Below are 13,379 nucleotides of genomic sequence, written 5' to 3'. Positions count from 1 at the left end.
TCATGGAGAGAAAGGATAGCTTACATAACAGGACAGGATCATACCCTCCTGAGCATATCACACTTTCCTGACCTTCACAAACAGGTCATCATTGTGATCCAGGTAGCCTTCCTGCATCACCTTCACTGAAAGGTAACCTTCTGTTTTCCCCTGCGGCAGGGAGATATTCAGCAATCTGTAATGGAACTCACCGTTGTGGTCTGTGACACCACCAACAGCCTTTTTCCTGGAAGGGCCCCAGACAACGACATTTGCATCGCCTACAGGCCGCCCTTCATTATCAAAGACCCGGACTGTCATATCAGGGGAATCACACACATTTGCGGTCATGTTAAAGCTGCTGCGGTCCGGGGATGCGAACATGGTATCAGGAACAAAGGGCGTGCTCATGACAGCACTGAGAATAGCATATATGCCTATCATTCCGATGATGGTCAGTACCACTATCCTGATGGGCAGGTCCACCGAGGCATTCTCATCTGATAACATGCAAAGCTCCGGAATAAAAAAGTGGTCAGGATCATGAGGTCCTGACTATCATGACAGCATTTGTCTTTTCAAAATCATAGAAACCATTGGCCGATATGGTAAGGTCCAGAGTGCCTTCATTCTGGTTGGAGCCAAGGCTCAGGGGCGCACCATCGGCAGTGAACAGATCGCACATACCATTATCATCAGTGACACCTGTTGCCACACCTCCAAGACCACGCAGCACAACGTTTGCATCCCTCACCGGATAACCGTCAGGGTCGACCACAGACATGCTCACATCGATATCAAATGAGTTAGCGCTTAAAGAATCGATTATTACCGTATTGCCTGATTTCAGAGCAGTGCCATTCTCCCCGGATTCAACAATACTCACTGACATGTTCTTTGTCGGTGGGGGGATTATTGCCACAAGTGCTGCAAGGGCGACCATACCAACCACCAGCATAACAACAATATTGATAGGCAGCTCAATAGCCCTATCATCATTGAACAGTTTTTCTGTTATTCTCAAAAAATCACCGGTTCGTAGGAAAAACACATGAGATATAAATTTATTGATTTGTATCTGATTTTTATATATAAAGTTTAATAACTTGCATGTATATGTGCATTTGCAGCAAGCACCATAAAAAAATCATATTGCAGCAGCATATAGATAAGATAATTACAGATACATGATGAACAGAAAGCCCATCTGATAGTAACTGCACTTTTTTCAAATAACCAGTATGTTTAAATATAGAGAAAATAATAAGCAGTTTAAATATACATTAATATATTATAATAATATGGATAATATAAATTGGATAGGGAGAATTACATTGAAGTTCAAGAACAAGATAATCCTTTCATTCATCCTGTTATCAATGCTATTGATAGTGCTTTTTGCATATCAGGGCGCAAACAATCAGGATATGCTGATAGAATCCCAAAAGCATGATATTGCACTGCAGGTTGAGAAAAGTGTAAACACCCGGATGGAAATGCAGGTGGAGACCGCAACTACCTCACTTGTGACCGTGAGTGAGAACCAGGATATACTGAAACTTTTTGCTGAAAGGGACAGAGAAGGCCTTAGCACACTGCTTCTGCCCATCTATAAAGAACTTTCATCAAGAGGTGTCGAACAGTTCCAGTTCCACTTGCCGGATTCCACATCTTTCCTGAGGTTGCACAGTCCTGAAAAATATGGAGATGACCTTTCCTCATTCAGGAACACCGTAAATGAAGCAAATGCCAGGAGTGAGACGATCAGCGGCCTGGAAGAAGGAAAAGGAGGATATGGTTTCAGGGTAGTCTCGCCCCTTGCATACAATGGGGAACACATAGGTTCAGTGGAATACGGCCTGGCTTTTGATGAAACGTTCCTTGCCCAGTTGCAGGATGATTTTGCAGGCAATTACTTCATATACACATTCCCGGATGCAAAAAGCGTCTCGTGGGAATCCACTGACAATGGTTTGCTGGCCTCAACCCTCAAAAACGATCCATTTACCGTGACAGAAGAGCAGCTTAATTTGCTCAGGAAAGGAGAATCAGTGTCATTCACATCAGATGACGGATCTCAACTTGTGGTATTGATACCTTTTAATGACTACACCGGCACAACAAAAGGATACATCAAATCAGCCATTCCTCTTGACGGTGTCAGCCTTCTTGCAGACAAGACAACAAACAACACCCTTATGATCTCGATCATAGGACTTGTGCTGTCTGTCGGGTTTGGCCTGTTCATTGCAAATTCACTTGCAAAGCCACTTAATCGCATCGTTGAAGCAACCGAGCACATTGCAGGAGGCGACATGACCGTACAGGTGCAGGAGTCAGATGATGAGATTGGAAAACTTGGGGCCTCCATCAATAAGATGGTTGTGGGCATAAAGGAAATTGTGCAGGAGGTACAGGAGAAGTCTATCTCTGTCAACGCAACGGCAGATAGTTTCATTGATTTTACAGAAAAACTGAGGTTTTCTTTCTCAGAGGTAAGAGAGGATGCCTCAAGGATATCATCCGGAGCTGACAACCAGTCCCAGAAAGTATCCGAGATCACCTATGCAATGAACGATATGACCATGGCTGTGCAGGATATAGCTAACAATGCAGGAAATACATCAGCGACTTCAATGAATGCCAATGAGATGATGCAGGATATAGGAAGGCAGTCCGAATCACTGCTCATGCAGATGAATGGAATAAAAGAATCATCTCATGACTCAGTAAAGGTCATTGAAAGACTGGATACCAAGTCAGCCAAGATAGGTGAGATAGTTAACGTAATCACAGGCATTGCAGACCAGACCAACCTTCTGGCATTGAATGCGGCCATTGAAGCTGCAAGGGCAGGGGAACATGGGCGTGGTTTTGCCGTTGTTGCTGACGAGGTACGCAAACTTGCAGAGGAATCGGGTTCTGCGGCAAAGGAAATTGCCAAGCTGATCAAGGATGTGCAGCTGGAAACCGAAAACGCAGTGGACTCAATAAGAAACGAAACCGTCAAAGTAGAAGCAGGTTCTGAATCCATAAGCAAGGCTGTTGAAGCTGTGAAGAATGCTATCAGAAACGGCGAGGAAGTTGCAAGGATGGCACAGGAGATAGCCGCTGCCACACAGGAACAGTCCGCATCGATACAGGAGGTCACAGCCTCCCTGGAAGATGTTTCTGCCATCTCTGCAGACTCTGCAGCCGGCACTCAGAAGATATCCCTGACCATTGAAGAGAAATCTGCCATGATGTCAGACCTTTTTGAAGCAGCAAACAATCTTGCCGGCATGGCAGAACACCTGCAGGGTAGTATTTCAAGGTTCAAACTGGAATGATAGCAGAATATCTGGTATTATCAGGACAGCAGGAGCACTGTCCTGATCCTTTTTCTATTTATTTCTTCCATCCTTTTTAAGGTCCTGCGCACAGGCACAGAACAAACATCCATGTGATCTGCATCCATCTGCGCTTTTCAACCATAATGAAAAAATCCTTTCAGGATCTGCCTTCAGAAGCTATAATCGTTACATTCATGTACCAAAACCATTCTTTAATTCTCACATGAAGAAGATCGTTATCATCGATTACGGACTTGGTAATCTCAGGAGTGTCCGCAAGGGCCTGGAGCATGCAGGAGCCAGCGTACTCATATCAAGCGACCCCGAAGAGATAAGGAATGCTGAAGGTGTGATCCTTCCGGGGGTTGGGGCATTCAGGGATGCAATGAAAAATGTAGAGGCCCTTAGAGCCACTATCGATGATTATGTTGCCTCGGGCAAGCCCATGCTGGGCATATGCCTGGGACAGCAGATGATGATGAGCACATCTGAGGAAGGCGGTATCACCGAAGGTCTTGGCCTTGTAAAAGGAAAAGTACTCCGATTCCCGCACTCTGAACTCAAAGTCCCTCACATGGGATGGAACTCTATCAGGATAACACAGCAACATCCTCTTTTTGAAGGTATGGATGACGGTGCTTTTCTTTACTTCGTCCACTCATACTACGTTGATACCGCTGAGAAGAACACACTTCTTTCATGCGAATACGGTACTGGATTCGCAGCTGCCATCGTAAATGATGCAGGCAATGTCATAGGAACCCAGTTCCATCCGGAGAAAAGCGGGGATGTGGGACTGAAGATACTGAAGAATTTCGTTGCTATGTGCTAAAGAGATGAGAATATGGATATTGAAGGCTACGCAAAAAGAGGGCTTGGAAAGAACGAAACCGACCTTGAGGACAAACTCACTGCCAGGATACTGGAGGTCAAGGATACAAGCCCGCAACATGCACGTAAACTCGCACAGGCAACCATTATCGAAGCAAAAGCGACCCTTGACCTGAAAGGTGACGTACTTAAACCCACCATATCAGGTGTGACAATGGGACAGTTCGGTGTCGGTTCCAGGGGTCTTGGGGACTTCTATACACATGAGAAGATAGCCGAGGTAATCGGCAAGACAAAGGCAGTCGTTGACACAACACATCTTGACGATTCAGGAGTTGTGAGGTCTGATGCTGGTGAATACATCATCCTCACCGTGGACGGCATGCACTCCAGGCTTAGCGATTATTCATTCCTTGCAGGATTTCACGTTGCAAGAGCAGCACTGCGTGATATCTATGTAATGGGTGCAAGACCCGTTGCCATGCTCTCTGACATCCATGTGGCAGATGATGGGGATGTGGGAAAGGTCTTTGACCACATTGCCGGCATCACAACTGTCTCGGAACTCTCAGGCATCCCGCTGATAACCGGAAGCACCCTCAGGATCGGCGGTGACATGGTAATAGGTGAACGCATGACTGGAGGGGTGGGTGCTGTTGGTGTTTCAACAGAACTGACCTCACGTGAGCAGACACAGGCAAAAGATGTGATCCTGATGACAGAAGGAGCAGGCGGCGGAACAATATCCACGACCGCACTCTACTACGGGATGCATGACATCGTTGATGAGACCATCAACATAAAGTTCCTGGAAGCATGCGAGAAACTGCTGGATTCAGGTCTTGTTAAGTTCATCCATGCAATGACAGATGTCACAAACGGCGGCATAAGGGGAGATGCCAAGGAGATATCCAGAACAGCAGGTGTCAAGCTCATTTTTGAAGAAAAGAAAATGAGAGAACTTGTCAACCCCAGGGTCCTTGAAATGCTTGAATCCCTTGAGATAGATTATCTGGGAGTTTCCCTTGATGCTTTGCTTATAATTGCACCTGAAGAGTATGCGCAAGACATTATGAAGACCATCCGAAGTGCAGATGTTGACATTGCAATAATCGGGAGAGTTGTTGAAGGCACCGGATCAGAAATAATTATAAACGGCGAAGCAAGGGATTTCACACCGCGATTCCGTGAATCCGCTTACACTCCTATAAAGAAGATGATTGGCGATGAGAAACCCCGTGATTTTGATGATATGAAAAAAGCCATTGACAAAGCGGCACTCATTGCCATGGAAAAGAAACGCCGGGTTATCGAAATGATAAAAAGGAAATAGAAAGGACCTGCCTTTCTTTCCTTAAACCTTGGTTTTGCAGAAGATACACTTCATCCCTTTTTCAGTTCCTGCTCATCTTTCAATTTTTCAACGACCAGCACCACGCCATCTTTCTCAAGCACCCTGACCTTGTCTCCTTTTTCGATCATGTCTGAGGAACGTGCTTTCCAGTGTTGTCCACGAAGCAGTATGTATCCTTCATTGCCGTCACCTATGGGATCGACTGCCTGGCCGGTATCCCCTATAAGTTCCCCGAACAATGGTTTTCTTTTTTTGACCTCTATTACCTTGTAGAGAGCGAACACCAGGAACAGTCCAAGAACAACAGTAGGTGTTGCAATAGATACTATGAGCGTCCTCTGGAATTCCGCCGGAGTATAATTGCGTGGGAAATCAGTGGGTGCCAACAGCACACTGCCGGCAATTATACACACAAGGCCCGCGATTCCAAAAACCCCGAAACCCGGTGCCTGGAATTCCAGCACTAGCAGGATCACACCCACAATAATAAGGAACAGAGCACCTGTATTTACATCAAAGCCGGTGCCCACCAATCCCAGGGTGATTGCAATGACACCAAAGAGTTCCGCTCCAAAACCAGGGTTTGATATACCCAGGATAACGGCATAGACACCAAGAAGCAGGAGCAACGAGGATACTATCGGATTTGATATGATGTTCATGAACTCAAGCCGCAGGGATGGCTGGTAGTAGGTAATATCCGCACCTTCGGTGTTAAGCACTCTTCCTTTCACTTCCTGCCCGCTTACCTGGGACATGAGATCCTCTATAGAGGAAGAAACATACTCAATAACTTCATACTCAAGGGCCTTATCAGCATCAAGATTAAGGTTCTTAGTGATAAATTCCTCAGCTGCAGTCTGGTTACGGTTGTGCTTCTTTGCATTCTCAGTGGCTCTTGTAACAAGGGCGTTGATGATCTTTGCATCATCTACAGGCTCACTTCCACCGGGAGTTACAGAAACAGGCTGTGCAGAACCTATTATAGTAAAGGGCGCCATTGCCGCTATATCCGTACTTATCAGAATAAGCGTACCTGCAGACCATGCTTTGGTCCCCTCCGGATACACATAGCCAATCACAGGAACATCTGTTGCGGCTATCTGTTCAATGATATTAAGGGTTTCGTCCAGTCCGCCACCCGGAGTATTCAGAGTGATCACCATGGCTTCATAATTATCATTCTCTGCAAAGGCAATAGCATCAGCTACTATGTCATCTGAGACAGGAGTGATGGAGCCGGATATCTCAAGCACCAGCACCTTCTGCTCAGCAGCTAATGCAAGACCAGAAAGCTGCGACAGAACCAATAACAAAAAAAGAAAAGTGCCAAGGTATGAAAGGCACTTATTTTTCATGTGCCCTCCATCCTTCATTTCTTATCAAATGCCTTTGAGAACGCAGCAATGTTCCCAATATCTGTCGGATTGGCAACAACGATCATGTTCCTTTCCCTTGCTATCTCAGCATAGGTCTGCAGCTCCCTGAGCTTGATGGCAACAGGCACTTCTTCATAAAGACGTGCAGCGTCCTTCATCTTAGTAGCAGCAATGTACTCACCATCGGCAAGAATGATACGGGCTCTCTTCTCACGCTCTGCCTCTGCCTGCTTTGCAATAGCACGTTGCATTACATCATCAATACTGACATCCCTCAGCGTTACACTTGTAACTTTTATACCCCACGGATCAGTAGCAACGTCCAGCATCTCCTGAATGCTTTTGTTTACATCATCCCTGTTTGACAGTACATCATCAAACTCTATCTGTCCAACAACGTCACGCAAGGTTGTCTGGGAAAGCATAGCTGTGGCATACTTGAAGTTCTCGACCTCATTAACGGCTTTTGAGGGATCTATGACCTTGTAATAGACCACAGCATCAACTGCCACTGTGACGTTATCCCGGGTTATGACAGCCTGCTTGGGCACATCGATCGTTACAACACGCAGGTCTACCTTCACAACCGTATCGATTATAGGTATGATAAGGAACAGACCCGGACCTTTAATACCACTCAGTCTTCCAAGACGGAAGATTACCACACGCTCATACTCATTGACTATCTTCACAGCTTTTGACAGTATGAAAATTGCTACAATAGCCAGAGGCAAAATAATATCAAACGAAACCATAACCATTCTCCTGAATTATCATATACATATTACATAAAGGAGACAAGTTATATAAATGACCTAGTTATTGGCTCTGTAGAAAACCTATTTTCAATAATTTCCGAACCGCAGATACACTCACCTCTTACAGAGTTGAGTGCCTGCTAAACCTCCGTTTAGCAGGTAACGCTGATGCACGCAGATATTTTTCATCTGTGTTACCTGCTAAACCACTGTTTAGCAGGAACTCAACTCCGTAGGAGGTGAGTGTATCCGTATTTATCAGTGGTTTATTAATAAAGAAAGGATTTCTACAGAGCCTAGTTATTCAAATAATATAATATCGGCAATAATAACACAACAAACCAGTCAGTGTTTATGAACATGTATAGAAATGAATAATAGAAGGCTGGGTCTGAGTTCTTGTTTGAGGGGATGTACACGAAAGCATGAAAGCGTCGTTATTATAATAATAATAATAACGTTTCAGACCCAACAAACAATAGAACTCTTTTATCGTTTATTAATGTGATTGATTTTGATGTTAATAATTTCAAACCGGCTTTTGAAGATGTCCCTTAAAGACAATGACATGCCATATGGACGGATATAAGCCTGGAAACAGGCAGGAAAAAAGCATAATAATATGATGCGCGGTTGAGACAGATACAAGCAAACACATAAATCCAATATATACCATCTAAGACTAGATACAATGAGTGAGAAATGTATAGAGTGCAATGGGAAAGGATATAGTGTCACTGGCACTGCCAAATGCCCGGAGTGCAAAGGAACAGGAAAATCAAAGTCTATTGACTTTATGAAACTTTCTGAAAAGGACATGGCCAATTTTCTGAAGAACGGTTCTTCCTGCAACAACTGCGGAGGAAGCGGGGAAATCGAGACAAGAGAGACATGTACTGCATGTGAAGGCAAAGGGACATTTTATAAATGTAAAATATGCGGATCTGCAATGGAAGGGCCCTATGATGGAGATGAGATATGCCCGTCCTGTGCAAAGAAGCAGGTCGTTTACAAACTTGATAATTCATGCACCCTGGAAGAACTTGAAGTTGGCAGGATGTATCATGCAGTTGTACGCAACATTGCTGATTTTGGTGTTTTCGTGGACCTGAATTCCAATCTCAGGGGACTTGTACACTCCAGCAACATGAAGGAGACCCTGGAGGTGGGGGAAGCTGTCATAGTAAGCCTTAAGGAAATAAAACCAAAAGGCAAAATGGATCTGGTGCCGCGTAAGCTGAAAGAGTATCAGACAGTGGAACTTGAAAAGGACCTTCCGACAAAAACGGCAACCGAGGTTTCCCGGATGGTCGGCCAGAAGGTACGGATAGAAGGTGAGGTCATACAGGTCAAGCAAACCGCAGGCCCTACAATATTCACCATTGCCGATGAAACAGGACAGGTTTCAGGCGCTGCATTTGAGAGTGCCGGGGAGAGGGCATACCCGCAGATAGAGTCAGATATGATAGTTTCTGCCACCGGGGAGATAACATCCCGCGGAGACAGTGTGCAGCTTGAAGTCCAGAGTCTTAAGAGACTAACTGGGTCAAAAGAAGCCGAGATACTCAAAAGAATAGAGGCAGCCATTGACAACAGAGCCGAGCCCTATGAGATCGAATACATGGTCAGGAGTGAAGTACTTGAGAAACTCAGACCTGCCATGAAAAAAGTTGCAAAGGAAATTAGAAAAGCGATAATCAAATCAACTCCTATCATACTGCGCCATCATGCGGATGCCGACGGGATGACCGCTGCAATGGCCATAGAGAAGGCCATAATTCCGCTGATAAAGGAAGTTAATGGCTCTGACGGAGAATATCATTTCTACAAACGTGCACCATCAAAGGCACCTTTCTATGAGGTCATGGATGTTGTACGAGACATCAGTTTTGCCCTGGAGGACACTGCAAGGCATGGCCAGAAGATGCCACTTGTGGTAAGTGTGGACAACGGCTCTACCCTTGAGGATGTGCCTGCAATGAAACAGGCCAGGGTCTATGGGATCCAGATGATAGTCGTGGACCATCACCACCCCGACAAGGAAGTGGATGATTACCTCATAGCACATGTTAATCCCGCCCACGTAGGAGGCGATTTCGGAGTGACCGCCGGTATGCTCTGTACCGAGGTTGCACGCATGATCAATATTAATGTGGAAAAGGAGATAGACCACCTTCCTGCTGTGGCTGCAGTAGGTGACCGCTCCGAAGCTGACGAAGCAAGGCAATACATTGAGATGGTTGCTGACAGATACAGCCTGCAGGACCTTAAGGATATGGCCCTTGCCCTTGACTTTGAGGCATACTGGCTTAAGTTTAACAACGGTAAAGGAATCATTGATGATATCCTGGACTTTGGGGATCACAGGATACACAAGAACCTGGTCAACCTGCTTTGCGAGCAGGCAAATGAGATGATATCCGAGCAGATAGATGTCTGCATGGCCCATGTTAAATCCCAGAACCTCCCCAACGGAGCAATTCTCAATGTACTGGATGTTGAGAACTACGCCCACAAATTCACCTTCCCCCCACCCGGAAAAACATCAGGGGAGGTGCATGACAGATTGTGCCGCAGATTTGCAGACAAACCTGTAATAACCATCGGATATGGACCTGATTTTGCGGTCATTCGCTCAAAAGGAGTTAAAATGAACATTCCCCGGATGGTAAGGGAGCTCCACGAAGAGGTCAAGGGCGGCGGTGTAAATGGAGGAGGACACCTGGTAGTGGGCAGCATCAAATTCGTAGAAGGCATGCGCACGGAAGTGCTCTCAAAACTTGCCGAAAAAGTAGGATCCGTAGGAGTTGAATAACTCCTATAGGACCTTCTGAAATAAATTCCTGTGAACCTTTTGACCCTGTGGATCTGGCCGGAACTGACCTCAGTCCACGCGCACTATGCGCACAAGCGCATGCACGGGTACATCTGACAATGCATCAGAACCTGTTTTATCTACAAGAACAGCAATTGCCAGTGGTTTTGCACCAGAGCTTCTCAGGTGGGTGATGACATCGTTGATGGTGTTACCGGTGGTGATCACATCATCCACTATTATACACTTCTTGCCCTTGATACCTGCAAAGTTCCTGCTGAAAGCTCCCTTTAACTTTGCCTCACCTTCATGTTCACCATATGCATGATAAACAGATAGCTCCGTATCCAGTTCATCTGCCATCAGACTTGCAAGCGGAACCCCACTCAACCCTATACCGACCACCAGGTCGATATCGTTGCCCGTGGCTTCCACCGTATCAAGCACCATGTCACACATCGCGATCCCTATATGGCGCATCCTGTAGGCGCTTTTACCAATACTGCTCCAGTTGACGGATATGTCTTTGGGTGCAGTGGAAACGTCTTCCTTTTTTGCACGGGTCAAAAGCCACGTGACCGTTTCCCGGGAAACGTTAAGTTCATCTGCAATTTGCCTTGTTACAAGGCCGTTAGCCTGTAATTCAAGGGCTTTCTGGATCAAATTCTCAATATTCTTCATATGAATCCCGCATATTCATTTTATCTGTAATCCATACCATATATGATACAACAACAGAGATGTTATATTTTTCTTTTACGCTTTTTCTTAAGAGAAGAACCACAGACAGGGCAGATATCACCCTCATCATAACACCGGTGGCAACCTGTACATTGCTTTTGCCATACAAGTACATCCTTTATCTTTTTCTGGACCACAGGCCTGGCTTCTATACCCATCACCCTGGCAACGTTCTGAACGGCATAATCATCTGTAAGGAGTACGGAACTTCCCTTATATTCAAGGGCCTTGGCAAGAATATCAATATCTGTTGATGATAATTCCTCACAATCCCGTGTTCTTGCGGATACACTCACCACTTCCTCCCGAAGATGTTCATCCGGCATTTCCACACGAGCTCCGCTTTCCCTGGCAAGTTCAAACCGCAGGGAGGCTTCATAACTTTTCAGTTCATCGATCACCGAAGGGACCGTTATTGTCCTGTGAGGTTCGATCCCTGATCCCATAATGAAGACCGCAGAATCAGCAATATAGTAATCCATATGATAGAAGATACTTTCTGAACATAGATTAATTCTTTGTCAGCTACAAAAGATGGAGTTTTTTATTTAATAATAGTATTATATAGAACATAATATATAATATATGGTGATAGCAGATCAATTCTGAATCTATTGATTTAAAATGGAGCAACAATTCATGAAAAGATTATCCTGCGGAATTAGCGATCTGGACAGAAGGATACAGGGCGGATTTCCCGAAGGCGAATGTATCCTTATTACAGGAGAACCGGGTACAGGAAAAACTATCTTTGGGATACAGTTTCTTTACAGAATGTGCAAAGAGGGAAGGAAATGCATGATGGTGGCAACCGAAGAGGTCCCTGAAAAGATAGTATTACATGCAAAAGAACTTGGTTTTGACCTTGAGCCTTTCATAAAGAACGGTCAGCTTTCTATGATACGTTATCTTGAACTGAAAGCATTCGATATTCAAAAAGATAATGACAATATACACACAAATATAGACGACCTGAACAACCTGATACATATAACCGAGGATAACATCGAGGTCTTCGTGCTGGATAACCTGGGCACGTTCTCCATTGGAACCGGGCTTAAACAGTTCAAGGATAAGATAGACACCCTTTCATATCTGCTTTCAAAGCAAAAGAGGACATGCCTTATGATGATGGATGCAACTGCACACGAGCTAACTCATCGGATTGCTGAATATTCAACATACGGGACTATCAGACTGATGACAAAAGAGAATCCATACACAGGAAAAATGGAAAGGTTTATGCACATACCTAAAATGAGAGGCACGAAGATCTCCCTTGAACTCATTAATTACGATATAACAGAAAATGGCATAAAACTGCTCCTGCCAAAGACAAACAGATAAGTATAATTGATAGCATTCACAGTTAATATCCGGCAGGCATGGTACAATGGATATTTCAAAGGCTAAAGAGATCATCGTGGGGTTCATCAGGGAGAAAGCAAATCAGGCAGGTGTAAAAGGAGCTGTTGTCGGCCTTAGCGGAGGAATCGATTCGGCCCTTACAGCTTACCTGACAGTTGAAGCACTAGGAAAGGAAAATGTCCTTGGTATACACATGCCGGAGCTTAACCTCACACCTGCTGAAGATGTACTGGATGCCACAGAGGTGGCTGAGAGACTTGGCATAGAACTCAGGACCATCGATATCTCAGAGATACTTTCTGCATACATGAACTCTATCCCTGAGAGCGATCTTTCCAATTCACATGCAATCGGCAATCTTAAGGCCAGGATAAGAATGTCTGTACTTTATTATTATGCCAACAGCATGGCAAGGATTGTCATGGGCACAGGCAATAAAACAGAGATCCTGCTTGGATACTTCACAAAATACGGGGACGGCGGTGTTGACATCGAGCCTATAGGGGACCTGTACAAAACCGAGGTCAGGGAAATGGCATCACTCATGGGAATACCCCCGGAAATCATCACAAAAGCCCCCTCTGCAAGACTGTGGGCAGGCCAGACAGATGAGGAGGAACTGGGCATCACTTACGAGCTGGTTGACAGGTTCCTTGCACTTTTGCTTGAGGGTGAAAGTCCCCGGGTTGCACAGAACACACTCGGGCTTACCGGCGGGCAGAGGGATTCTGTCATAGGACGCATCAATATGAACCTGCATAAACAAAAAGCTCCGGCTATAGCAGAGCTCAGAGACCTGCGATAATGCAGGAATAAATGTCC

12 protein-coding genes are annotated in these 13,379 nt (G+C 45.2%); 6 read left to right on the top strand and 6 right to left on the bottom strand.

The genetic code is table 11. The features are described 5' to 3' along the window. Window positions 1-57: 57 nt before the first annotated feature. A complete protein-coding gene (locus V7O64_RS10110; protein ID WP_407355281.1) occupies window positions 58-489 on the bottom strand; it encodes a hypothetical protein in 432 nt (143 codons plus the stop codon). Window positions 490-520: 31 nt separating this feature from the next. Then, a complete protein-coding gene (locus V7O64_RS10105; protein WP_407355280.1) occupies window positions 521-1,003 on the bottom strand; it encodes a carboxypeptidase-like regulatory domain-containing protein in 483 nt (160 codons plus the stop codon). A gap of 310 nt (window positions 1,004-1,313) precedes the next feature. Between V7O64_RS10105 and V7O64_RS10100 the strand changes: the two genes are divergently transcribed. The 3 genes from V7O64_RS10100 to V7O64_RS10090 all read left to right on the top strand — a co-directional run bounded on the left by V7O64_RS10100 (window position 1,314) and on the right by V7O64_RS10090 (window position 5,475). Further along, window positions 1,314-3,308, top strand: a complete 1,995-nt coding sequence (locus V7O64_RS10100) for a methyl-accepting chemotaxis protein (protein WP_407355279.1) — start codon at window positions 1,314-1,316, stop codon at window positions 3,306-3,308. Window positions 3,309-3,534: 226 nt separating this feature from the next. Further along, window positions 3,535-4,143: an imidazole glycerol phosphate synthase subunit HisH gene (hisH, locus tag V7O64_RS10095; RefSeq protein WP_407355278.1), complete on the top strand. Its 609-nt coding sequence runs from the start codon at window positions 3,535-3,537 to the stop codon at window positions 4,141-4,143. A 12-nt stretch (window positions 4,144-4,155) separates the two neighbouring features. Further along, window positions 4,156-5,475, top strand: coding sequence for an AIR synthase-related protein (locus tag V7O64_RS10090; RefSeq protein WP_407355277.1), 1,320 nt, complete (start codon window positions 4,156-4,158; stop codon window positions 5,473-5,475). Between the two features lie 50 nt (window positions 5,476-5,525). On the opposite strand, the gene V7O64_RS10085 is transcribed toward V7O64_RS10090, so the two are convergent. Beyond that, on the bottom strand, window positions 5,526-6,854 hold the full coding sequence (locus V7O64_RS10085; RefSeq protein ID WP_407355276.1) for an NfeD family protein: 1,329 nt from the start codon (window positions 6,852-6,854) through the stop codon (window positions 5,526-5,528). A gap of 14 nt (window positions 6,855-6,868) precedes the next feature. Continuing rightward, window positions 6,869-7,630: a slipin family protein gene (locus V7O64_RS10080; protein ID WP_407355275.1), complete on the bottom strand. Its 762-nt coding sequence runs from the start codon at window positions 7,628-7,630 to the stop codon at window positions 6,869-6,871. Window positions 7,631-8,324: 694 nt separating this feature from the next. On the opposite strand from V7O64_RS10080, the gene V7O64_RS10075 reads away from it, so the two are divergent. After that, window positions 8,325-10,448, top strand: coding sequence for an OB-fold nucleic acid binding domain-containing protein (locus tag V7O64_RS10075; RefSeq protein ID WP_407355274.1), 2,124 nt, complete (start codon window positions 8,325-8,327; stop codon window positions 10,446-10,448). A 69-nt stretch (window positions 10,449-10,517) separates the two neighbouring features. Here V7O64_RS10075 and V7O64_RS10070 read toward each other — a convergent pair whose 3' ends face one another. Next, window positions 10,518-11,129 (bottom strand): orotate phosphoribosyltransferase-like protein, encoded by a 612-nt coding sequence (locus V7O64_RS10070; protein WP_407355273.1) that lies wholly within the window; start codon window positions 11,127-11,129, stop codon window positions 10,518-10,520. A gap of 62 nt (window positions 11,130-11,191) precedes the next feature. Next, entirely contained in the window at window positions 11,192-11,671 is a 480-nt protein-coding gene (locus V7O64_RS10065; RefSeq protein WP_407355272.1) for an NOB1 family endonuclease, read from the bottom strand. A gap of 157 nt (window positions 11,672-11,828) precedes the next feature. On the opposite strand from V7O64_RS10065, the gene V7O64_RS10060 reads away from it, so the two are divergent. Together V7O64_RS10060 and V7O64_RS10055 are read left to right on the top strand one after the other, a co-directional pair. Next, window positions 11,829-12,536: an RAD55 family ATPase gene (locus V7O64_RS10060; RefSeq protein WP_407355271.1), complete on the top strand. Its 708-nt coding sequence runs from the start codon at window positions 11,829-11,831 to the stop codon at window positions 12,534-12,536. A 46-nt stretch (window positions 12,537-12,582) separates the two neighbouring features. Further along, entirely contained in the window at window positions 12,583-13,362 is a 780-nt protein-coding gene (locus V7O64_RS10055; protein ID WP_407355270.1) for an NAD+ synthase, read from the top strand. The last annotated feature ends 17 nt before the right edge of the window (window positions 13,363-13,379 follow it).

Origin of the sequence: Methanolobus sp. WCC5 (assembly GCF_045690325.1) — an archaeon.
In the GTDB taxonomy this organism is placed as follows: Archaea; Halobacteriota; Methanosarcinia; order Methanosarcinales; family Methanosarcinaceae; genus Methanolobus.
This window is presented reverse-complemented; position numbering and strand designations above follow the sequence as displayed.